Here is a 23,153-nt window from a genome sequence, read left to right as displayed (position 1 = left end):
AAGCATATGCTTATAAGAGCAAAGTAGAACACAAAAAAGAGAGCAGGCTAATAACCTACTCTCTTTTCTTTCATTGTTGTTAATTTAGAATTTACTGTTATGAATTAATCCCACTTTTGTTCAGCCAAACGTTTATATGACTCATAGCGAACCTTCGCATACTTCTCCGCACCTACAAAGAGTTCTTCAGCGCTTTCAGGGAAGGTGTTCAAGAGGGATGAGTAGCGAACCTCGCCCATGATAAAGTCACGGAAGGATGCACTTGGCTCTTTCGAATCTAGGCTAAACGGATTCTTGCCTTGATCAATCAAGTCGGGATTGAAGTGATAGAGATGCCAGTAACCAGCATCAACTGCTTTCTTTTGTTCCTGTACACTCTTAGTCATTCCAGATTTAAGTCCATGGTTAATACAAGGAGCGTAAGCAATAATCAAGGAAGGTCCTTTGTAAGCTTCGGCTTCTTTAATTACTTTAATGGTTTGAGCCATGTTAGCTCCTAAAGCAATCTGCGCAACATAGACATATCCATAACTCATAGCGATCATGCCTAGGTCTTTCTTACGAATTTTCTTACCTGCAGCAGCAAATTTAGCTACAGCTGCTCTTGGTGTGGACTTTGAAGACTGGCCACCAGTATTTGAATAAACTTCAGTATCCATAACAAAGATATTTACATCGTCACCCGAGGCTAGGACATGGTCTAAGCCACCAAATCCGATATCATAAGCCCAGCCGTCTCCACCGAGAATCCATTGGGATTTCTTAATAAGATGATCCTTCTTCGCCAGAATTTCTGCAATAACCTTATTATCTCCTGTGTATCCGCTCAATCCTGCGAGAATCTTAGCTGCGGCAGCTTTAGAGGCATCAGCATCATCCCAACCGGCCAGCCAATCTTGGAATGCTTCTTTTAGATCTGCACTAATATCCATTTCTAAGGCTTCAGTAATTAAGTCAAACAGCTTTTCGCGGTTCTGACGAACGCCTAAATACATACCATAACCGAATTCAGCGTTATCTTCAAATAAGGAATTAGCCCAGCTAGGACCTTTACCGTCCTCATTCGTAGTATAGGGAACCGCTGGAGCACTTCCACCCCAAATCGAACTACAACCGGTTGCATTGGAAATCATCATACGATCTCCATATAATTGGGTAATGAGTTTAACGTAAGCAGTCTCTCCACATCCCGGACAAGCACCATTGAACTCTAGTAAGGGTTGTGCAAATTGACTACCTTTAACTGTTGTTACATCAAAAAGCTTACTCTTATTCTTCAGGGTAACAGCATATTCCCAGTTGGCAACTTGTTGCTCAGTTTGCTCTGCGGCAGGTTTCATAACCAAAGCCTTTACTTTAGCCGGGCAAACTTCCGCACAGTTTCCACAACCGGTACAATCTAAAGCACTTACTTGAACACGGAATTGCAAGCCAGCTGCTTCCTTACCAATAGCTTTCTTACCTACAAAGGTTTCCGGAGCACTTTTTGCTTCTTCTTCATTAAATAAGAAGGGGCGAATTGCTGCATGAGGGCAAACATAAGAGCATTGATTACATTGGATACAATTATCAATTTGCCATTCCGGTACGATTACACCAATACCACGCTTTTCAAAGCTGGTGGTTCCTACAGGGAAAGTTCCATCTTCACGACCTATGAAGGTGCTGACAGGAAGACTATCTCCCTCTAATGCGTTCATCGGGCGTAGAATGTTTTTGACAAAATCCGGTTCATCAACTGCTGCAGCAGCCTCAGCCTGGGCATTGTCTGCATTTTCCCAAACAGCTGGAATATCAACCTTGACGAGGGATGTTACACCCATGTCAATCGCGGCAGTATTCATGTCAACAATATTTTGACCTTTCTTGCCATAGGTTTTTACCACAGATGCTTTGAGATAATCGACAGCTTCTTCAACAGGAATAACATTAGCAAGCTTAAAGAAAGCGGCTTGCATAATCATATTAATACGGTTTCCAAGTCCGATTTTTCGTGCAATTGATACAGCATCAATGATATAGAGGTTAACCTTATTCTTTGCTAAAGCTTTTTTCATGGATGCAGGTAGTTTTTGATCCAACTCTTCCGGTGTCCACTGGCAATTCAAAACAAAGCTTCCGCCTTGTTTAAGGCCTTTTAAGAGGTCATATTGGTAAACGTAAGTTTGGTTGTGACATGCAATGTAATTAGTTCCTGTCACATAGTAAGGGGATTTAATCTGTTTTTTGCCAAAGCGAAGATGAGAAACTGTAATTCCGCCAGATTTTTTACTGTCGTATTGGAAGTATGCTTGGGCATAAAGCTTGGTATGATCTCCAATAATCTTAATTGCTTGTTTATTGGCTCCAACTGTACCATCAGCACCCAGACCCCAGAATTTACAGGAAATAGTCCCTTCTGGCGCAGTATCGATGATTTCGTCTTCCGGTAAGGATGTATTAGTTACATCATCAATGATACCGATGGTGAAGCCATTCTTAGGTTGTTCCAATTTGAGGTTTTTATAGACAGCCAGTACTTGGGAAGGGGTGGTATCTTTAGAACCTAAACCATAACGCCCTCCAACAATAACAGGTTTGAGATCACTGGTATAGAAAAGTTCATTAACATCAAGATATAATGGTTCGCCTAAAGAGCCGGGCTCTTTTGTACGATCAAGTACGGCAATTTTCTTAACAGTTTTTGGCAATGCTTTAAAGAAGTATTCACTGGAGAATGGACGGTATAAATGAACTTTTACAACGCCAACCTTTTCTCCTTTAGCCATTAAGTAGTCGATAGTTTCCTCAATAGTATCGCAAATGGAACCCATGGCTATGATGACATATTCAGCATCATCTGCGCCATAGTATTGGAATGGATGGTATTCTCTACCTGTCAGCTTTTTGTACTCTTGCATATAATGTTCAACAATGTCAGGAATGGCGTCATAAAAACGGTTTGAAGCTTCCCGACCTTGGAAGTAAATATCTGGGTTTTGCGCTGTTCCACGTAGAACAGGGCGCTCAGGATTTAATGCTCTGTCACGAAAAGCCTGAACTTCGTCCATATCTAAGAGTTGACCAACCTCTTCGTACTCTGGAACTTCAATTTTTTGAATTTCATGAGAAGTACGGAATCCATCAAAGAAATGAAGGAACGGAACTCTGGACTTTACAGTTGCAAGATGAGCTATAAAGCCTAAATCTAAGGCTTCCTGTACATTGTGAGAAGAAAGTTCTGCAAAACCTGTTGCACGTACTGACATAACGTCCTGATGATCTCCGAAAATAGAGAGTGCATGAGTTGCTAAGGCACGAGCACTGACATGGAATACACTCGGAAGTAATTCTCCAGCAATTTTGTACATATTAGGGATCATTAAGAGTAATCCTTGTGAAGCGGTATATGTAGTGGTCAGAGCCCCAGCCTGTAGGGAGCCATGAACTGCACCTGCAGCACCGGCCTCAGATTGCATCTCAACAACTTTCACAGTTTGTCCGAAAATGTTTTTTCGTCCGTGGGCCGCCCACTCGTCAACTAATTCAGCCATGGTTGATGAAGGGGTGATGGGGAAAATAGTTGCAACTTCTGTAAAAGCATACGATGCGTGAGCGGCTGCCTCATTCCCATCCATAGTTTTCATTTTAGCCATAATTTTTCCTCCTCATGTGATTAATTTAATTTTTTGGAATCATAGGTTAGGTACTCTTCTTATGGCGATCCCTCTTTCAATTATTTAAATTAATTAAGTAACTTTCTTACTTAATTAAGTAATTAATTAATTACATAATTGAAATCAGGCCTTGAAAAGATTGAATTTTTACGAAACTGGTGTAAAAAAAGGGTGAGGGAACAAATTCAGGTCATGCCTGAATAGTCCCCTTTGTCACAGTATATCTTTAATTCATATACCGGTCAATAATAAAATCTATATATGACATGTTTTGTTTTTCACAATTAAATTTGTTTTGTTTCAACCCATGATACAGAAATATGATTAATTATAATATTCAAATTATTAAGAATGTATTGATCCTATTCTTAATCGCTGCTATATAGTCTAAAGGACTTCTATTTATATAGCATTGCTGTCTATAATTATAATGAGTTCTGAGTGTCCTTAATAAATCTAACAACGGTGTATAGCGTGATACTCATCCTCGGCGAGTAAGTAATATTATCAACCTTGCGCTCGGCGATACTCATCCTCGGCACCCGCGTAATCTTACCAACCTTGCGCCTCGGCGATACTCTCCACTGGAGAGTATCGTCGTTTAAAAGTGGCTTCTTGCGAGATTTTTAAATATTATTCTGCTTAGGTAAACAGTTATTTGTTAATTGCTATTCTATGAAAAGAAGATCTTATAAATCTCTCCTGCCCTCTAGAGCACGGGCAATAGTTATTTCATCTGCATATTCTAAGTCTCCGCCAACAGGTAACCCGTGAGCTATTCGTGATACTTTGATCCCCATTGGTTTCAACAATCGAGCCAAATACAGAGCGGTTGCTTCCCCTTCCACAGTGGGATTCATTGCCATAACGACTTCCTTAATTCCTTCTAAACGTCTTAAAAGTTGATTAATTGTCAATTGCTCCGGTCCAATCCCATCCATTGGAGAGAGTACACCATGGAGTACATGATAAATTCCTTTAAATTCCCCGGTTTTTTCTAACGATACTACATCTCTTGGATGCTCGACGACACATAAAGCAGTTAGATCTCTTTGCATATTTTTACAAATTGCGCAAGGATCATGATCAGTAAAATTTGAGCAAATCGAACATTTCCGAATATCCCTGTTCGCAACAACAATAGCCTTTGCTAGATCCTCCGAAACTTGTGGTTGTTGAAGAAGGTAAAAAGCCAGCCTCCCTGCTGTTTTGGGTCCAATCCCAGGTAAACGAGATAAGGAGCTAATTAGTTCCGCTAAAGGCTGGGGGTATTTTAAGAAATCCATAGAACACCTAGAATAATCCGGGGATTTTTAAACCGCCCGTCAATTTACCCATCTCATTGCTAGTCATCTCTTGAGCTTTCCGTAATCCTTCGTTTAAGGCCGCTTTTACCAAATCCTCAAGCATTTCTACATCTTCAGGATCTACAGCTTCCGGTTTGATTTTTAAATCTACTAATTCCATTTTCCCACTCACTACAACTTGAACCATTCCGCCCCCGGAAGATGCATCTACTGTTCTGGTCTGAAGCTCTTCTTGCATTCTAGCCATTTCTTCTTGCATTTTTTGAGCTTGCTTCAACATCTGGTTCATATTGCCACCCATGCCGCCACCCATACCTTTAAAACCTGCCAATTTAAACACTTCCAATCTTTAAGTTAATAAATAATTAATCACTGTGTATTAATAAAATGTTGCTTTATGAAAAAATCTATTCTCTTACCTCTATTAGATCAGAACCAAACAGGTCTTTTGCTTTATCTATTAGAATCTGTTCTTGGTTTTTTAACTCTTGGTTATCCTGATCATCTATGGTTTTGAATTCATTTTCCATGATATTTTGTAATGTCAATGTTGTACCAAACATCAGGTTAAGGACTTCTTCGACAGTCTTACGATTTTCTGCCTGATTTACTTTATCTTTATGAAAGGAACATCCTTCTCGAAAAATAATTACTAAATTATTACCTTTAAGTTGAACAGGTCTTCCTTCCATCAAAAAGGCTTGAGTTGACTTTTTGCGTTTTTTGACCTGCTCCATTACATCATTCCAACGATCTTGAATACTTTTAATTGTTAATTTAGAATTACTATCGGATGCTTGTTCCCCCAGACTACTAGTGTTCTCTACTACTTCTGTTTTTACTACATTGTTTAGAGTATTTAAGACACCTGTATTCGGTATTTTAGGTGACTTCACTTCACGAGGAACTTTATTGAGAGGAGATACCCCTTGGATCTGTTGTTCGAGGGCAGACAGTCTTTGTAAAACCTCTTCTTGCCCATTTAACTGTTGATGTTGAGTTCCATAAATAGTTTGCACCAATAATAGTTCCGCGGCTAATCTGGCATTAGAAGCGTATTTAAGCTGACCTTCTCCTTGTAAAAGTATCGAAATCCATTTCAAAATGCGAGAGATTCCAATTTGTTTACTCTGTTTAATTAACCGCTCTTGAATATGTGGTGCAACCATAGGAGTTTCGCCGGTTGCGGCAGTTAACAGCATTTGACGTAAATAATCTAAGAGTTCTCTAATAATTTGCCGAGGATCTCGCCCTTGTTGAATACCATCAGATAAAAAATTTATGCACTTAGCATAATCATCCGAAGCAAGTTCATCGACTAATTTTGAACTATAGGTTTCACCAACCATACCTAGAACCAAATATACTTCTTCTACCCCTATTGAACCCTCTTGAAGAAGACATTGATCTAAGATACTTAACGCATCTCGAAGTCCTCCCTCAGATTTCTGAGCAATAACTACCAGTGCATTGGGATTAACTTCCCGCTTTAAAAAAGTACAGACCTCAGTCAATCTCTTTTGAATACCTTCAATTGAAATTCGATGGAATTCAAAACGTTGGACCCGGGATAAGATTGTTAAAGGGATTTTCTGAACTTCGGTGGTTGCTAGAATAAAAACAACCTTCGGAGGAGGTTCTTCCAAAGTTTTAAGTAAAGCATTAAAGGCCTCTGTCGTCAGCATATGTACTTCATCAATTATATAAACCTTATGTTTACCTTGAATTGAACTTAACTTAATATTTTCGCGTAAATCTCGAATTTCATTAATACCACGATTAGAGGCTGCATCAATCTCGAAAACTTCCATGGCTAAGCCCTGATCAATACTAATACAGGAAGAGCATTTATTACAAGGTTCCTGACCATCACGTTGTTCGCAATTCAATGCCTTGGCTAAAATTTTCGCTGCAGTCGTTTTACCCGTACCTCTTGGCCCACTAAATAAGTAGGCATGCGCAATTTTATCTTGTTTTAGAGCATTAAGCAGCGTCTTAGAGATATGTTCTTGTCCGACTATATCTCTAAACAATTTCGGGCGCCATTCACGATAAAGTGCTAAATAAGCCATGTCTTCACCCTCAATAAATAGAGTGTATATGTCAAAGTTATACTTTTGAATAGTATCAAAAAAGATGGTACATGACCACCTTTATTTCATATAAATAGCCGTACACCTTTGATTGAATCATCGCTTCCGAACGTTACCTTGATCAGCAGACTCAATTCAGGCAACCCTACGGCACACAAAACGTTCTCCTTAGTGCTGCTTCCGTCAAGATCTGACACGGTTCGGAGTGTTCTGTTGCGTAAGACCAAAATATCATCGCCGCCAATCAAAGACTGCTTCACAAGCGTGACCCTTTCGCAGGAATTCCACCTTGCTAGAGCGGGCTGCAAGTTACAGGGAACCGCTACCTCCCCGTCTAGTACGGCTAAATCAATTATAGCAAAATATAGAAAACTTGGCTAGCGCCAAGCCTTCAGGAGACAATCGGTGCCTCCTTAGCTGACTCATAATAGTCATCGATGGTACCGCTAAAAATTTTAAGGCATAGAAGTAAAAAAGCCCAAGTCAGATGCTTTGGCTTGTTAGCACAATGGCGGAGAGAGAGGGATTTGAACCCTCGACACCGGTTGCCCAATGTACCCGCTTTCCAGGCGGGCGCCTTCGACCACTCAGCCACCTCTCCAATGGTGTTCCTTCATCAAAACATATGCGTTTTGAGGAATTTAGTGAACAAGAGAGATTATATCGCAAATAGACAAGCACGTCAATCCCTAAATGTCTGTAAATATATGTATTTTAGTACTTTCTTTTGATATTTGGTGATATTTGAATATTTTCTCCTTTAAAATCGTAAAGTATGTCTGTGTGTTATGTTCAATAAGTTATGGAGGACAAAATGGAGATTAAACAACTAAGGGAACTTAAATTATACGGATTTAATAATCTCACCAAAACTCTCAGTTTTAACATGTATGATATTTGTTATGCAAAAACATCTGAACATAGGCAAGAATATATTCAATACATTGATGAAGAATATAATTCAGACCGTCTAGCAAGGATTCTTACAGAAGTATCAAATATAATTGGTGCACATATTCTTAATATTGCCAAACAAGACTATGACCCTCAAGGGGCAAGCGTTACTATGCTTGTCTCAGAAGAACAAGATACCAGTCTAATTAAAAAAACTTCAACCGATCCCAATAAATCATTTCCTTCAGCAGTAGTAGCTCACCTTGATAAAAGTCATATTACAGTTCATACCTATCCAGAAAGTCACCCTAATAAAGGTATTAGTACCTTTAGAGCAGACATTGATGTCTCTACATGTGGAAAGATTTCTCCTCTTACAGCTCTTAATTATCTATTAACTAGTTTTTCCTCAGATATTGCCATCATTGACTACAGAATTAGGGGATTTACCCGGGATCTCGAAGGCAGGAAGTTTTTTATTGATCATAAGATTAATTCCATTCAAAACTATATAGCCAAGGAAAAGAAAGAACTCTATCAAATGATTGACGTGAATGTCTATCAAGAAAATATTTTCCATACCAAAATGATTCTAAAAGACTTTAATCTAGATAATTACTTATTTGGCACAGCAAAAAACGAACTCTCTCCCAATGAAAAGAAGAGAATCAAACAGCGTTTAACTAAAGAAATGGCTGAAATATTTTATGGACGAAATATTCCACGAGTTTAAGACTATTGAATAGTTATTTTAACCCTAGCGTCTTTCATAAGAGTTTAGTATAAGATATGTTGGCTCGATAGTGTCCCCTGTGGACACTATCGTTACCTCTGTTAATAATACCCTATGGCCTTTATTCTGAGATAATTATAGTCTATATATTTAAATACTTAGATACTTAGATATTTAAATTTGAATTTTTCAGGCTCCTCGATCTCCAATGTCAAATTCCCTGGCTTGAATAAACGTTTATCACCTAAGTTAACTGCAATAGCCATTTTTACGATGCCAAAGACCATATGGGATATGAATGTGGCCAAAGCATCATTGGGTTTTACCGGAAATATAGAAGTTGCACCCAACCTAGAAGCAACTCCATATAGAACCCCCCATTCTGCCGCACCCAACCCCGCCCCTTTAATAAAACTTTTATCTTTACCCATTAGAGTAGCCCAATATATGCAAGTTACTCCAAGACCCATAGCAACCATATTATCAGCAATAATACCCACTGCTTTCCCTAAAGGGGATTTTACGTCAGGCTTCTTAAGAAAAATACCTGCTGCCGTTGTGTAACCTTTGCTACTCGAAATACCCAATCTGTTAGCAACCTCTTCAACAGCTATTTTGGCAGCGTTACCCCCTAGACCCGATAAGACACCTAACCAAAATCTGTCCGTAACCTTCTTCACGTGTTTCACCTCTCATTATGTTAAGATTATCTCATCTAGTTTTCCTCCCCTAGACATTTCCTATTACAAAAAAATAAAAAATCCGGCTATAAAATTTTACTATTTTATTATGTTCTCTGTTCTTATACCTTTCTTGTTAAAAAAGTGCCTTTACGGCGAACCGCAAAAGCACTTATCATAGTTATGTAATGGCGGAGGAGGTGGGATTCGAACCCACGGACGGCTCACACCGTCAAACGATTTCGAGTCGCTCTCGTTATGACCACTTCGATACTCCTCCGTATATAATTATATGAATTCTACCATTTCTGATAAGAATTTCACCGTAATCGTTTAAAAAATGATTTTAAGATATTCGAACAATCATCTTCTAAAATCCCTGCTACAACATCAACCTTATGATTCCATAGGGTTGTATTCAAGACATTCAACACAGAACCCGTTGCTCCACCTTTTAAATCTGCAGCCCCATAAACAAGTTGCTTTAAGCGGGCCTGTACGATGGCTCCTGCACACATTGGACAAGGTTCTAGGGTTACATACAACGTGGCGTCTGACAGACGCCAAGAACCTAACTTCTCAGCCGCACGTTGGATCACTAAGACTTCAGCGTGGGCAGTAGGATCCTGCCTCAGTTCTTTTTCGTTAAACGCCGAGGCAATTATTTGTCTGTCCTTAACGATAATGGCTCCAATCGGAACTTCCCCTAGTTCTAAAGCCTTCTCTGCTTGAACCAGAGCAAGACGCATCCAATCTTGATGAAGCATAGTTACCTCAATTTTTGGTGACCCTGGGAGGAATCGAACCTCCGCAAGACAGGGTTTAGGAAACCCCCGCTCTATCCCCTGAGCTACAAGGCCATTAGTTTTGATGAAAGAGTAAAAAGTTCGATATACGACCTTCGAATATCGAACCTGTTTAAACAATAATTGGTGCGCTCGGAGGGATTCGAACCCCCGACATTCAGATTCGAAGTCTGACGCTCTATCCAGCTGAACTACAAGCGCAAATTAATAATCATAGTCATTCACTTTAAATTAATGGCGGAGGGGGTGGGATTCGAACCCACGGACCCCTTACGAAGTCACCGGTTTTCAAGACCGGGTCCTTAAACCACTCGAACACCCCTCCAAGTGAAACAACCGAATAAAAGCATACCATATATTTTGTAAAGTTTCAACTACTAATTACTATTATTTACTGGAAATTTGAGATTTAGTACAATAAACAGTAAAAACTTTTCTTCAATTACTATTAACCAATATATTCAACACCCATATAGGGTTGTAAGACTTTAGGAATACGGACTCTACCGTCTTTATCTTGATAATTTTCCATAATAGCTGCCACTGTTCTTCCAATCGCTAATCCACTACCATTTAAGGTATGAACAAACTCAGGTTTATCTTTAGGCCCTCTGCGAAAACGAATATTAGCTCGTCGTGCTTGGAAATCTTCAAAATTGCTACAAGAGGATATTTCTCTATAGGTATTAAAGCTGGGCAACCAAACTTCTAAATCATAGGTTTTCGCCGAAGAAAAACCGAGATCTCCTGAGGATAATGCCATGACACGATAAGGAAGTTCCAAATCTTGAAGAATACCTTCCGCATCCCTAGTTAATAGTTCAAGTTCGTCATAAGATTTTTCCGGAAGTGAGAATTTGACTAGTTCTACCTTATTGAATTGGTGTTGCCTAATAAGTCCTCTTGTATCCCTTCCTGCTGAACCGGCCTCTGAGCGAAAACATGAACTATAAGCACAATGATGGATCGGAAATTGACTACCATCCAGTATTTCATCACGATATAGATTTGTCACAGGAACCTCTGCAGTAGGAATTAGAAAATAGTCCGTTCCTACAACTTTAAAGGCGTCATCCTCAAATTTAGGCAATTGGCCGGTTCCTGTCATGGAAGCACGATTAACAATATAGGGAGGAAGTATTTCTGTATAACCCTTTGAAGTATGGCGATCAAGCATAAAAGAAATTAAGGATCTCTCTAACTTTGCACCCAAGCCTTTGTAAAATGTGAAGCGAGCACCCGTGACTTTTGCTGCTCTAATAAAATCAAAAACATCTAGCTTTTCACCAAGTTCAAAGTGAGCCTTGGGTTCAAAATCAAATTCTCGAGGGGTTCCCCAAGTGCGAACTTGAACATTGGCACTCTCATCTGAACCAATTGGCACAGAAGTATGGGGAATGTTTGGAATCTCATAGAGAACCTTTTCCATCTCTCCTACAATGCCGGCTGATTTTTCTTCCAGTTCTTTGATAGTTTGACCTACTTCTCGCATCTCTAATACGAGGGCATCAGCATCTTCACCCTTTTTCTTAAGACGACCAACTTCTTCAGAAACAGAATTACGACGAGCTTTCAACGTTTCAACTTCAAATAAAAGTTTTCTTCTTTCTTCTTCTTGTTGTAAGAAGTGATCGAGACTAATTGAGACATTTCGCTTCTGTAGAGCTTCTTTTACCACTTCAGGGTTATTACGTACATACTTAAGATCTAACAAACAAAACACCCTCCCATGCCTTATAGAAGACTTGGCTAGCGCCCACACACACACACGAAGACACTGTCTTCGCGCGAATTAGCCCTTACTTGCAGACACTGTCTCCGCACATATTAACCTACTTGAAAGCGATGGCCATGACGATAAGTGGACGAGCTTATCGCCACACTGCAACCCAAAACGTATACTCCTGCAGTGTGGATTGTCCAATCTTCAGTAGCCATGACTGGCTATAAGGATCCACAAGTTATACTTAGTGCTCATCAATCATTTTCAAAAAGTATTGATGAACTCTATAATCTGAGGTAAGTTCCGGATGAAATGCGCTGGCTAACAAATTTCCTTGTCTCACAAATACAATTTTGCCGTCATACTCCGCTAATATACCTACATTTGGAGCAACTTCCTTAAGATAAGGTGCCCGTATAAAAACAGCACGTAAAGGATTAACCCCTAACGCAGGTACTTGGAGATCCGTTTCAAAACTTGCTATTTGTCTGCCAAAGGCATTACGTTCCACTACCGTATCCATAAGATTCAAACTATATTGTTCACTGTCGACAATAGTTTTGCTAAGTAAAATCATACCTGCGCAAGTTCCGAAAATAGGCATATCTTTAGCGCCAAGTTCCTTAATCTTATCGCCCATCTCATCAATTCTCAGGAGTTTACCTATAGTAGTACTTTCTCCACCTGGAATGATAAGCCCTTGTATTCCATCAAGATCACTTGTCTTACGCACCTCAACAACATCGCAGCCCAATTTTTCCAAAACCTGCCGGTGCTCGCGAAAAGCACCTTGTAGTGCTAATACGCCAACACGCTTTTTCATTCTTACCAACCCCGTTCTTGCATTCTCTGAGATTCAGTCAAGGTTGATATTTCAATTCCAGACATAGGTTGTCCTAAATCCTTAGAAATCTCTGCAAGCAATTTTGCATCTTTGTAATGTGTTGTTGCCATTACAATAGCTTTGGCTCGTGCTTTTGGGTCACCGGATTTAAAAATACCAGATCCTACAAAAATACCATCTACTCCTAAATGCATCATCAATGCTGCATCTGCCGGTGTTGCTATTCCTCCTGCAGCAAAATTAACGACAGGTAGCTTGCCGTGTTCTGCAACATAAAGAACTAAATCATAGGGTGCACCCATATTTTTAGCTGCAGACATAAGCTCCTCTTTGGGAGTTAAGGTTAAGGCACGTATTTCACTCATAACAGTTCGCATATGTCGAACTGCCTCAATAACGTTACCTGTTCCAGGCTCACCCTTCGTACGAATCATGGCGGCACCTTCGCCAATACGGCGTAATGCTTCCCCTAGATTCCGACATCCACAAACAAAAGGAACTTTAAAATCATGCTTATTAATATGATAAGAATCATCTGCAGGTGTTAGCACTTCAGACTCATCAATATAATCAGCGCCTAAGGCTTCTAAAATCCGAGCTTCAACAAAATGACCAATTCTTGCCTTAGCCATGACTGGAATAGACACTACAGCCATAATGCTCTGAATTATTGATGGATCTGCCATTCGTGCAACTCCGCCTTCTGCACGAATATCTGAAGGAACGCGCTCTAGAGCCATGACAGCACATGCTCCAGCCTCTTCTGCAATAATAGCCTGTTCTGGGGTTGTTACATCCATAATAACTCCCCCTTTAAGCATTTCCGCAAGTCCTGTTTTCACTTTAAACGAACCGATGTCAGTCATTATATTTGTTCCTCCTCAAGATAAAATATTAAATATTAGTGTATGTATAAAAACGCCATTCTATGAATCTCAGACATGGTAACACCTTGCGCAAATTTTGTCAATTTTAGACTTCTTCTTCTGAATCCTCATTATTGCTTTCTACAAGTTCCTCATCATCTTTCATCAAGACTTTGGCAATAGCAACTACAGTACTTTCACCGGTTCGCATGGCCATAACTCCTTGTGCAGAACGACCTTGATTGGAAATGCTGGAAACAGGAATTCTGAGCATAATTCCATTATTGGTTATTACCATAAGTTCATCTTCTACTTGTACTACTTTGAGCCCAACAAGTGTACCGGTTTTGGAATTCAATTTCATGACAATAACCCCTCTGCCGCCACGTCCTTGAACACGGAACTCTTTGAGATTAGTTCGTTTGGCGAATCCGTTTTCACTCATGGTTAGGAGTTCACCCTCATCACCAATTACGTCCATACCTACAACTAAATCGTTAGCCGCAAGCGTTATTCCTTTAACCCCTCGCGCTGTACGCCCCATATAACGCACATCGGATTCAGGAAAACGAATTGCTATTCCATTTTTTGTAGCTAAAAGAATATCGTCTAATCCTTGGGTTAATTTAACCCCTATGAGCTCATCCCCTTCGTCTAGAGTTAAAGCAATCAACCCATCTTTTCGTGATGAATCATATTCCTGAAGAGCAGTCTTCTTCATAATCCCTTTTTTAGTAGCAGTAATCAGGAAATAATCAGGACTGTACTCTTTGATGGCCATGACTGCAGTTATCATTTCATTTTGTTCTAGATTTAGGAGATTTATAATGGCAGTTCCCTTACCGGTTCGACTTGCTTCAGGAATCTCATGAGCCTTTAATCGATAAACCTTACCTTGTGATGTAAAGAAAAGAATATAATGATGAGTAGTGGTAGTAAATAGATGTTCTACAAAGTCTTCTTCTTTCGTAGCCATCCCATGAACACCTTTACCCCCTCGGTTCTGACTCTTATACGTACTTAAAGGCAACCTTTTAATATAGCCATAATGAGTAACCGTAATAACAACATCTTCAACAGCAATCAGATCTTCAATGTCCATTTTACTGACATCAAGTGTTATTTGGGTTCGTCGGGGATCTCCAAATTTATTCTTAATCTCTTCGAGTTTTTCTTTAATAATCCCAATAACCTTTGCCTCCGAAGCAAGGACTGATTTGAGATAGGCAATTGTATCCATCAATTCTTTATATTGATTTTCTAATTTATCTCGTTCAAGTCCGGTTAGACGCTTCAATCTCATATCTACAATTGCTTGAGCCTGTTTATCACTTAAACCAAAACGGAGTGATAAGTTTTCTCTTGCCCTTGATTCATCAGGTGAAGAACGAATAGTTTCAATAACCTCATCAATATGATCAAGAGCTATTCTCAATCCTTCAATAATATGAGCTTCAGCCTCGGCTTTATTAAGCTCGTACCTTGTTCTTCGGACGACAACATCTTTTTGATGTTCGATGAAATGATAAATCATATCTTTAAGAGTAAGTGTCCGTGGCTGTCCATTGACTAATGCCAACATATTTACTCCAAATGTATCTTCCAACTGAGTATGTTTATAAAGTTGATTCAAAATAACTTTGGGATTAACATCCCGTCTTAATTCAATAACGACCCTCAGACCAGATCGATCAGATTCATCTCTTAGATCAGTAATCCCATCAATTTTTTTATCTCTAACAAGCTCAGCTATTTTCTCAATCATTCGAGCTTTATTAACCATAAACGGAATTTCTGTGACGACAATTCGAGTCTTTCCAGCCTTCTCCATCTGCTCAATCTGCGCTTTAGCTCGAATTTTAACTGAACCTCTTCCTGTTAAATAAGCAGATCTGATTCCTTCATGACCCATAATAGTTCCACCTGTTGGAAAGTCAGGTCCCTGAATATATTTTATTAGGTCATCAATCGATAAATTTGGATCATCAAGTAAGGCAACAGTAGCATTAACAACTTCTCCTAAATTGTGAGGCGGAATATTTGTTGCCATACCAACGGCAATTCCTGAAGACCCATTAACTAAAAGATTTGGAAATTTGGCAGGTAATACAGTAGGTTCATCTTGTTTCTCATCATAATTTGGAGTGAAATCAATCGTGTCTTTATCAATATCTTCTAACATATAAGTGGAAAGCTTTGCCATACGAAGCTCGGTATAACGCATTGCTGCAGCTGAGTCTCCATCTATTGATCCAAAATTACCATGTCCGTCGACAAGTGGATAGCGGCTTGCAAAATCTTGTTCTAAACGTACAACTGCATCATAAATCGATGAATCCCCATGAGGATGAAATTTTCCCATGCAATCACCGACAAGACGTGCAGATTTACTATAAGGTTTATTAGGGGTCAAACCCAATTCATGAAGTGTATATAGAATTCTTCGATGCACAGGTTTGAGCCCATCACGAACATCGGGCAAAGCACGGCTAACGATAACACTCATCGAATAATCGATAAATGATTTTCGCATTTCATCCGCAATTTCAACGGGAACGACTTTCCCATCCAATATTTCATCAGCCATGATTGAGCACTCCTTTAAGCATCTAGATTACGAACATCTTTAGCATAGCGATTTATGAAGTCACGACGGGGTTCCACTTTATCACCCATTAACACCGAGAACATTTCTTCCGTTCTCATAGCGTCTTCCATAGTCACTCTTAGAATAGTTCTTTTGGCAGGATCCATGGTGGTTTCCCATAATTGTTCAGGATTCATTTCTCCTAAACCTTTATAGCGTTGAATTTCCACTTTATCCCGACCTATTTTTTCAAGAACCTTTGTTAATTCAGGTTCAGTATAGACATATTGAATATCTTTGCCCTTTTTAACCTTGTAAAGAGGGGGTTGAGCAATATATACAAAATTATTTTCGATTAAGGGTTTCATGTAACGGTAAAAGAAGGTTAATAGTAAGGTCCGAATGTGAGCACCATCGACGTCAGCATCGGTCATAATAATTAATTTGTGGTAACGAGCCTTTTCAATATCAAAATCATCGGATATTCCAGTACCCATAGCGGTAATCATAGCTCGAATTTCAGTATTTCCTAATATTTTATCAAGCCTGGCCTTTTCGACGTTAATAATTTTTCCTCGTAATGGCAAAATAGCTTGAAAGCGACGATCCCTACCTTGTTTTGCTGAACCCCCAGCGCTATCTCCTTCGACAATATACATTTCACATAAATCCGGTTCCTTCCAAGAGCAATCAGCAAGTTTGCCGGGAAGAGAAGTTCCTTCTAAGGCACTCTTTCGACGAGTTAACTCTCTTGCTTTACGAGCAGCGTCACGTGCTCGGGCAGCTTGAACAGACTTATCAATAAATTTTCTGGCAATTGAGGGATTCTCCTCTAGGAAAGTCGATAACCCTTCGCCCGTGGCAGAATCTACAATTCCACGAATTTCACTATTTCCAAGTTTTGTTTTAGTTTGCCCTTCAAATTGTGGATCAGGTACTTTGACAGATATAACTGCTGTCAATCCTTCTCTTATGTCGTCTCCCGTAAGGTTGGAATCACCGGCTTTAATCATATTGTTTTTTCTTGCGTAATCATTAACTACTCGTGTTAATGCAGACTTAAAACCAGCCTCATGGGTTCCACCTTCTTGGGTATTAATATTATTGGCATAAGAAAACAAATTTTCGGCATAACCATCATTATATTGCATACAAACTTCGACTTGAACACTATCTTTTAAGGTTTCAATAAATATTGGTTGAGGATGTAGGCAGTCCTTGTTTTTATTAAGATAACGAACAAAGTCTTGAATACCACCTGTATGTAAAAATGTCTCTTTAACGTCAGTTCTCTCATCCGTTAAATTAATTGTTACACTCTTATTTAAAAATGACAGTTCTCTAAGGCGGTGGGCCAAAATATTAAAATCATATACTGTCTCTTCGAAGATCTCCGAATCAGGCATAAAAGATATTTTAGTACCACTTTTATTGGTTTCTCCAACATTTATCAGTTTGGTTGTTGGTTTACCAATTGAGTATTCCTGATGATAAACATGTCCACCTTTGGAAACTTCTACAACCAACCACTTTGATAAAGCATTAACGACACTTAAACCTACTCCATGCAGACCCCCGGAAACTTTATAGGCACTTTCGCTTCCCCCGAATTTTCCTCCGGCATGTAACACTGTCAATGCAAGTTCAACACCCGGTTTACCTGTTTTAGGATGGATATCGACGGGAATTCCTCTCCCATTATCAACTACTGTAATACTGTTGTCTTGATGAATTATGACATCAATTTCATTACAAAAGCCAGCTAAGGCTTCATCAATGCTATTATCAACAATTTCGTAAACAAGATGATGAAGACCACGAGGACCTGTGGTACCAATATACATTCCAGGACGTTTACGAACAGCTTCTAAACCTTCAAGCACTTCGATTTGCCCCGCATTATAATTGTCACTAATAGTTTGAACTAGTTGCTCTTTGTTTTCTTGCAAAGCTGTTTCCTCCTATATAGAAAACTTGACTTTATAGTTGCATTTTTTGCTTAATCCATATGCCAAAAAATGCCTTCAACCTTATTATTGTACACTAAAATTAAAGTGGTATCAATTTAAAGCTATCTAAAGCTAAAGTTTGCTTGTTAATTGTCCTTTCCAACCTCAGTAAAAGAACGCTTTAATAATGTGATTGAAGATATTGGAGAAAAATATAAGTCAGTCATTGTTACAACTAAGGTCTTTTCTCTACCTTTTTCTGAAATATAATTTATTTTTCTATTATCTTTGTGAACTTTATCTAAAAAGATCTGATTGACATGACTTAATTTTGTCATTTCTAAATCAATGATTGCTACTATTCTATCAGTCTTAAGCAAAACATCTCCTCCAAGATGTATATACAATTAAGCTTCCCTCCTTATATGCCCTTTTTCTACGAAATAAACTGTACCTAAGTCTAGGTGATTATCTGCACTTGTCATAGTAATCAGGGTTTGTATTTTTGAAGACTCAATAAATTTTATTAAGTAGTCTCTCCTAAAACGGTCTAATTCAGACAAGACGTCATCAAGTAAAAGAAGGGGGTATTCCCCTTTTTCTTGTCTCATTAGTTCAAGTTCTGCAAGCTTTAAACTAAGCACTAATGAACGTTGTTGACCTTGAGATGCATAAAGTCTTCCTGGTTTATCATTTAAAAAAATTTGTAAATCGTCACGATGAGGTCCAATTAGAATCATTTGACGTTCTATCTCTTGATCTAACTTTTCATTGAGCAAATTTGCAAATTCCGAAATGGCCTCAGAAACAGAGCTTTTGCCTAAGGCATAGTACATAATTTTTATAGTTTCTTTTTCTGATGATAAATTTCGAAATATAGGTTCAACGGCACCTTGTAAACGTTCCGTTAAATCAGCTCTATTAAGAATTATTTTTTTCCCTAATTCAATAATCTGTTGATTCCAAAGCTGTAATTGTGAGTATTTAAAGCTTTTGTCATTATATGATTTCAATAAAGCATTCTTTTGCTGAAGTGCCTTATTATAGGCATTAAGAATGCTAACATGGCCCGGGCGCATTTGGGCAATATGTAAGTCTAAAAACCTTCTTCTTTCCGCCGGACCACCTTTAATCATTACAAGGTCATCCGGAGAAAAGAAGATAACGTTAATAGTGCCTACAAAATCTGATAGACGCTGACAGGCCACCTGGTTAATTTTTACCATCTTCTTCTTATCTTTATAATGACTTTCTAGGGAAACTTTATGACGATTCATAAGAAATTGTCCATAAATATGAAAATCACTTTGTTCCCAACGTAAAAGTTCTTGTTCTCTATGTACTCTATATGACTTTCCAGTTAGTAAATAATAAATTCCTTCAATGATATTTGTTTTTCCTTGTCCATTGTCACCAATTAAGATATTTGTACCAGGCATAAAATGGATAATTTCATCCACATAATTACGGAAATTTTGTAGTCTTATGCTGTTGATCATCATAATTTAAATTAAGAAGTTCTTACAGGTAAAACAAGATAAATATAATTTGGATTATCCATAGGACGCATTACGCCTGGACTAAATGGTCCGGATAACTCAAATAATATCTGCTCACTATCTATTACTTTCAGAGCATCGATTAGGAATTTTGCATTAAAAGCAATTCTTACCTCTTTCCCATCCATTTCAATGCCTATTTGCTCGGATATCTTACCTAATTCTGAAGTCTGATCAATCCTTAATTCATTATCTACAACATTTATCCTGACAATATTAGCTGAACTCTTATCGCGAGATAATAAAGAAGCTCTTTCTACTGCATCAAGAAATTCTCTAACTGATAAATATACCTTAGTTTCACATGCCTGTGGAATAACTTGTTTATAGTTAGGAAATTGCCCTTCTATCAGTCTTGATATGAGAAAGATTGTCCCAAATTGAAAAACTACCTGATTATTGCTATGGCTTATTGTTAAAACCTCATCTTCATCCCTTAGTAATCGATAAATTTCAGAAAGAGTTTTAGAGGGAATAATACCACTAAATCTTGAATCCCCTGTATTTGTTATTTCTGAAATTACATAAGCTAATCTATGAGTATCTGTGGCTACTAATCGAATATTTGATCCTTCAATTTGAAGTAATATGCCATTAAAGACTGGTCTGTTCTCTTCTGCAGCACATGAGAATATTGTTTGTCTAATCATGTTTTTAAATATTACTGTAGGCAATGTAAATGATAAGGGTTCAATCAGATCTGGAAGTAAAGGGAATTCTTCTGGATCGTATCCATTCAAAACTATTTCAGATTGGTAATAACTTATAATTATTTTTTGATCACGTTCTTCTAACGTGATTGTTGTATCTGGTAATTTTCGAACGACTTCTGTAAACAATTTAGCAGGAACGACCATTGTCCCTTCCTCAATAATTTGGGCTGGAACATCACAGCGAATCCCCATTTCAAGATCAGTTGCTGCAAATTGTAAAGACTGGTTTTCGGCCTGTATTAATATTCCTTGTAAGACTGGCAATGGGTTTTTATTAGAAACAGCCCGTTGTACAGCATTTACACCAGAAAGCAGTCCATCTTTTGAACAGAAGATTTTCATATGAATCGAATCCTCCTATAATTTTTTGTGCTGATGTCTTGTAGTTAACTTAACTTCAAGAGACACCTAGTAAGATTCTTCAAGTGTTTATTTTATTAGTTAAAGAAAGTTTTTTATGCGCTGGTTGGCTTTTTACCTTCTGACTAGTACAAAAAACCTTAATAAAAAATCTTTAGAGCTTCCGTATTCTTTTAGTTCTAAACCTTGGTTATTAATAATAAGATAATAGTTAGTAGTTGTAGTAGTATTACTTGTCAACATGTGTATAAGTTTACTGAGGGGTTCAAATTGCTGATAAAAGGTATGTTGAAAAAGTTGTGGACAACCAGATAATATTATCCACGTGTCCACATGCAAAATTATATACCAATTTTATTAACAGGTTATCCACCTTTTAGATCATCTATAACCCTAATTAAATCTTGATTTAATTAAGAGCATTTAATCTGATTGAATGCGTTGAATGATTTCACTTATTTTTTTCTCAAGTAAAGGATCAGCTATTAAAGCTTGAGAAATTTTATCATGAGCATGCATGACAGTTGTATGATCTCTTCCGCCAAATTCATCACCTATTTTAGGTAAAGAAAAATCCGTAAGTTGCCGCGATAGGTACATCGCAATTTGCCTGGGAAATGCAACAGCTCGGGTTCTTTTTTTTGCTTTAAAGTCAGTTGGTGATAAGTTATAAAATCTTGCAACGGATTCTTGGATAGTGTCAATTGTAATCTGCTTGGTATTATTCGCTGGGATGATATCTTTTAATGCTTCTACAGCCACCTCTGGGGTTATAGGGATTGAGCTTAATGAAGCGAAAGCCATTACTCTAATTAGTGCTCCTTCTAATTCACGTATGTTTGAACGAATCTTATCTGCAATATAAACCATTACTTCATTAGGTACTTGGAGATTTTCCATCTTCGCCTTTTTTCTGAGTATAGCTATTCTAGTTTCTAAATCAGGTGCTTGAATATCAGTAATTAGACCCCATTCAAATCTAGAACGTAGACGATCCTCTAATGTTGGAATCTCCTTAGGAGGTCTGTCCGATGAAATAATTATTTGTTTATTTGCTTCATGAAGGGCATTAAATGTATGAAAAAACTCTTCTTGAGTTCGTTCTTTACCTGCTAGAAATTGAATATCATCAATTAGCAGGATGTCTACATTTCGATAGTGATTGCGAAATTCTTCAGGGTTCTCGTCTCTAATGGAATCAATTAATTCGTTTGTAAACTTTTCACTAGAGACATAAATTACTTTAGTATTGGGAGATCTTTGAAGTACATGATGGCCTATTGCATGCATAAGGTGGGTTTTCCCTAAACCCACACCACCATAAATAAAGAGTGGATTATAGGATTTTGCGGGTGATTCAGCCACAGCTAGTGAGGCCGCATGAGCGAATCGGTTACTGTTTCCGATGACAAATGTATCAAAGGTATATTTAGTATTTAGCGAATTAGCTACTGGCTCGCTTTGTTTAGTAATTTCGGTAGAAACAGGATCGCCCGCCGTCGTACTATCACTGTAGATATCCTCTGAGGTAGACAAAATAAAGCGCAGACTGACAGAATGACCTAAAACTGATTGAACTGATGATCGAATCATTGGTGCATAACGACTTTCTAACCAGTCTTTTGCGAATTCATTGGGGACACTAATGACAAGTGTATCTCCATCAATATTAAGAAGTCGTGTAGAACTCAACCATGTTTCAAAACTAGGCTTAGAAAGTTCGTTTTTTAGTTTTTCTAGCGTTTCCTGCCACAATAATTGGAGTGAGTTCGACTGTGGTGGCATTGACGGACCTCCCTTGTCTAAAAATGAAAAAAAATAATGACAATAAAAAAGTTATACACAAACTTATACACATTTGTGGATAACTTAAACAAATTACGTGTTGTGAATAACCTTAAACACGATTTGTTGTTGTCGTCAGGTATTGTAAAAATATAATATCAAGTTTCCCAAGGGTTATCAACAGGAATATTTGCCGTTTGAAAAATTATTCACAGTGGATAACCTTTTTTGGATCCAAGTTATCCACACACGGTCAAAGTCCTTTGCTTGACAGATTAAATTTTATTAGAGTATAATCTCTAAGTAAGTTTGATTGTCTTCGAAATGTTTTTCGTTTGAAATAAAGGAGGTGTCGTTAAATTGAAGAGAACCTACCAACCGAAGAATCGGCGTCATAAGCGTGTTCACGGTTTTTTAAGCCGTATGAGTACGCCAACGGGGCGAAATGTAATAAAGCGCCGTCGTTTAAAGGGTCGGAAGAAATTATCAGTTTAAGGCCGCATTAATGTGGCCTTTTTTTTACATTAGAAAGAATAGTTTTCTGATGTGAAGTATCTATGGGGTAAGCGTCCATACATAAGTCGGCGGTCCCTTCCCA

Annotated in this window: 17 protein-coding genes, 5 tRNA genes and 1 other RNA gene; 2 read left to right on the top strand and 21 right to left on the bottom strand. The window is 38.3% G+C overall.

The annotated features are described in order from the left end of the window. Positions 1–104: 104 nt before the first annotated feature. From nifJ to DESMER_RS00085, 6 genes are all read right to left on the bottom strand, one after another. A complete protein-coding gene (nifJ, locus tag DESMER_RS00105; RefSeq protein WP_014901056.1) occupies positions 105–3,635 on the bottom strand; it encodes a pyruvate:ferredoxin (flavodoxin) oxidoreductase in 3,531 nt (1,176 codons plus the stop codon). Between the two features lie 710 nt (positions 3,636–4,345). Further along, positions 4,346–4,942, bottom strand: coding sequence for a recombination mediator RecR (recR, locus tag DESMER_RS00100; protein WP_014901055.1), 597 nt, complete (start codon positions 4,940–4,942; stop codon positions 4,346–4,348). Between the two features lie 7 nt (positions 4,943–4,949). Then, positions 4,950–5,276, bottom strand: a complete 327-nt coding sequence (locus DESMER_RS00095; RefSeq protein WP_014901054.1) for a YbaB/EbfC family nucleoid-associated protein — start codon at positions 5,274–5,276, stop codon at positions 4,950–4,952. Between the two features lie 94 nt (positions 5,277–5,370). Next, entirely contained in the window at positions 5,371–7,035 is a 1,665-nt protein-coding gene (gene dnaX / locus DESMER_RS00090) for a DNA polymerase III subunit gamma/tau (RefSeq protein WP_014901053.1), read from the bottom strand. A 98-nt stretch (positions 7,036–7,133) separates the two neighbouring features. Continuing rightward, positions 7,134–7,399, bottom strand: an RNA gene (gene ffs, locus DESMER_RS22755) — signal recognition particle sRNA large type. A gap of 166 nt (positions 7,400–7,565) precedes the next feature. Next, positions 7,566–7,657 (bottom strand) — tRNA-Ser (locus DESMER_RS00085). A gap of 213 nt (positions 7,658–7,870) precedes the next feature. Here DESMER_RS00085 and speD point away from each other — a divergent pair. Next, positions 7,871–8,683, top strand: a complete 813-nt coding sequence (speD, locus tag DESMER_RS00080) for an adenosylmethionine decarboxylase (RefSeq protein WP_014901052.1) — start codon at positions 7,871–7,873, stop codon at positions 8,681–8,683. A gap of 158 nt (positions 8,684–8,841) precedes the next feature. On the opposite strand, the gene DESMER_RS00075 is transcribed toward speD, so the two are convergent. The 15 genes from DESMER_RS00075 to dnaA all read right to left on the bottom strand — a co-directional run bounded on the left by DESMER_RS00075 (position 8,842) and on the right by dnaA (position 22,555). After that, entirely contained in the window at positions 8,842–9,363 is a 522-nt protein-coding gene (locus tag DESMER_RS00075; RefSeq protein ID WP_014901051.1) for a hypothetical protein, read from the bottom strand. 189 nt (positions 9,364–9,552) lie between these two features. Next, positions 9,553–9,643 (bottom strand) — tRNA-Ser (locus tag DESMER_RS00070). A gap of 40 nt (positions 9,644–9,683) precedes the next feature. Continuing rightward, positions 9,684–10,130: a tRNA adenosine(34) deaminase TadA gene (gene tadA / locus DESMER_RS00065; protein WP_014901050.1), complete on the bottom strand. Its 447-nt coding sequence runs from the start codon at positions 10,128–10,130 to the stop codon at positions 9,684–9,686. Positions 10,131–10,145: 15 nt separating this feature from the next. After that, a tRNA-Arg gene (locus DESMER_RS00060) sits at positions 10,146–10,223 on the bottom strand. 70 nt (positions 10,224–10,293) lie between these two features. Continuing rightward, a tRNA-Arg gene (locus tag DESMER_RS00055) sits at positions 10,294–10,370 on the bottom strand. A 34-nt stretch (positions 10,371–10,404) separates the two neighbouring features. Beyond that, positions 10,405–10,494, bottom strand: a tRNA-Ser gene (locus DESMER_RS00050). 123 nt (positions 10,495–10,617) lie between these two features. After that, positions 10,618–11,883 (bottom strand): serine--tRNA ligase, encoded by a 1,266-nt coding sequence (gene serS, locus DESMER_RS00045; RefSeq protein WP_014901049.1) that lies wholly within the window; start codon positions 11,881–11,883, stop codon positions 10,618–10,620. Positions 11,884–12,136: 253 nt separating this feature from the next. Beyond that, entirely contained in the window at positions 12,137–12,715 is a 579-nt protein-coding gene (gene pdxT, locus DESMER_RS00040) for a pyridoxal 5'-phosphate synthase glutaminase subunit PdxT (RefSeq protein WP_014901048.1), read from the bottom strand. Between the two features lie 2 nt (positions 12,716–12,717). Continuing rightward, on the bottom strand, positions 12,718–13,602 hold the full coding sequence (gene pdxS / locus DESMER_RS00035; RefSeq protein ID WP_014901047.1) for a pyridoxal 5'-phosphate synthase lyase subunit PdxS: 885 nt from the start codon (positions 13,600–13,602) through the stop codon (positions 12,718–12,720). Between the two features lie 106 nt (positions 13,603–13,708). Further along, positions 13,709–16,189 carry a DNA gyrase subunit A gene (gyrA, locus tag DESMER_RS00030; protein WP_014901046.1) on the bottom strand — a complete coding sequence of 827 codons (2,481 nt, stop codon included), beginning with the start codon at positions 16,187–16,189 and terminating at the stop codon, positions 13,709–13,711. A 14-nt stretch (positions 16,190–16,203) separates the two neighbouring features. Beyond that, positions 16,204–18,138 carry a DNA topoisomerase (ATP-hydrolyzing) subunit B gene (gene gyrB / locus DESMER_RS00025; protein ID WP_014901045.1) on the bottom strand — a complete coding sequence of 645 codons (1,935 nt, stop codon included), beginning with the start codon at positions 18,136–18,138 and terminating at the stop codon, positions 16,204–16,206. A gap of 146 nt (positions 18,139–18,284) precedes the next feature. After that, the gene (remB, locus tag DESMER_RS00020) at positions 18,285–18,545 is read right to left on the bottom strand and encodes an extracellular matrix regulator RemB (protein WP_014901044.1); all 261 of its coding nucleotides are present in this window, start codon (positions 18,543–18,545) and stop codon (positions 18,285–18,287) included. Continuing rightward, complete coding sequence (gene recF, locus DESMER_RS00015) at positions 18,546–19,640, bottom strand: DNA replication/repair protein RecF (RefSeq protein ID WP_014901043.1); 1,095 nt, start codon at positions 19,638–19,640, stop codon at positions 18,546–18,548. A gap of 8 nt (positions 19,641–19,648) precedes the next feature. Next, positions 19,649–20,752, bottom strand: a complete 1,104-nt coding sequence (gene dnaN, locus DESMER_RS00010) for a DNA polymerase III subunit beta (RefSeq protein WP_014901042.1) — start codon at positions 20,750–20,752, stop codon at positions 19,649–19,651. Between the two features lie 441 nt (positions 20,753–21,193). Further along, on the bottom strand, positions 21,194–22,555 hold the full coding sequence (gene dnaA, locus DESMER_RS00005) for a chromosomal replication initiator protein DnaA (protein WP_014901041.1): 1,362 nt from the start codon (positions 22,553–22,555) through the stop codon (positions 21,194–21,196). Positions 22,556–22,915: 360 nt separating this feature from the next. On the opposite strand from dnaA, the gene rpmH reads away from it, so the two are divergent. Beyond that, a complete protein-coding gene (rpmH, locus tag DESMER_RS22750; protein ID WP_007777819.1) occupies positions 22,916–23,050 on the top strand; it encodes a 50S ribosomal protein L34 in 135 nt (44 codons plus the stop codon). The last annotated feature ends 103 nt before the right edge of the window (positions 23,051–23,153 follow it).

It is taken from the genome of Desulfosporosinus meridiei DSM 13257 (genome assembly GCF_000231385.2).
In the GTDB taxonomy this organism is placed as follows: domain Bacteria; phylum Bacillota; class Desulfitobacteriia; order Desulfitobacteriales; family Desulfitobacteriaceae; genus Desulfosporosinus; species Desulfosporosinus meridiei.
Note: the sequence above shows the minus strand (reverse complement) of the source record. Positions and strands in the feature narration are given on the sequence as shown.

Bases quoted from the DNA above. Each gene is read 5' to 3' on its own strand.
- nifJ (WP_014901056.1), bottom strand. From the start codon at position 3,635: ATGGCTAAAATGAAAACTATGGATGGGAATGAGGCAGCCGCTCACGCA.
- recR (WP_014901055.1), bottom strand. From the start codon at position 4,942: ATGGATTTCTTAAAATACCCCCAGCCTTTAGCGGAACTAATTAGCTCC.
- DESMER_RS00095 (WP_014901054.1), bottom strand. From the start codon at position 5,276: ATGGGTGGCGGCATGGGTGGCAATATGAACCAGATGTTGAAGCAAGCT.
- dnaX (WP_014901053.1), bottom strand. From the start codon at position 7,035: ATGGCTTATTTAGCACTTTATCGTGAATGGCGCCCGAAATTGTTTAGA.
- speD (WP_014901052.1), top strand. From the start codon at position 7,871: ATGGAGATTAAACAACTAAGGGAACTTAAATTATACGGATTTAATAAT.
- tadA (WP_014901050.1), bottom strand. From the start codon at position 10,130: ATGCTTCATCAAGATTGGATGCGTCTTGCTCTGGTTCAAGCAGAGAAG.
- pdxT (WP_014901048.1), bottom strand. From the start codon at position 12,715: ATGAAAAAGCGTGTTGGCGTATTAGCACTACAAGGTGCTTTTCGCGAG.
- pdxS (WP_014901047.1), bottom strand. From the start codon at position 13,602: ATGACTGACATCGGTTCGTTTAAAGTGAAAACAGGACTTGCGGAAATG.
- gyrA (WP_014901046.1), bottom strand. From the start codon at position 16,189: ATGGCTGATGAAATATTGGATGGGAAAGTCGTTCCCGTTGAAATTGCG.
- recF (WP_014901043.1), bottom strand. From the start codon at position 19,640: ATGATGATCAACAGCATAAGACTACAAAATTTCCGTAATTATGTGGAT.
- dnaN (WP_014901042.1), bottom strand. From the start codon at position 20,752: ATGAAAATCTTCTGTTCAAAAGATGGACTGCTTTCTGGTGTAAATGCT.
- dnaA (WP_014901041.1), bottom strand. From the start codon at position 22,555: ATGCCACCACAGTCGAACTCACTCCAATTATTGTGGCAGGAAACGCTA.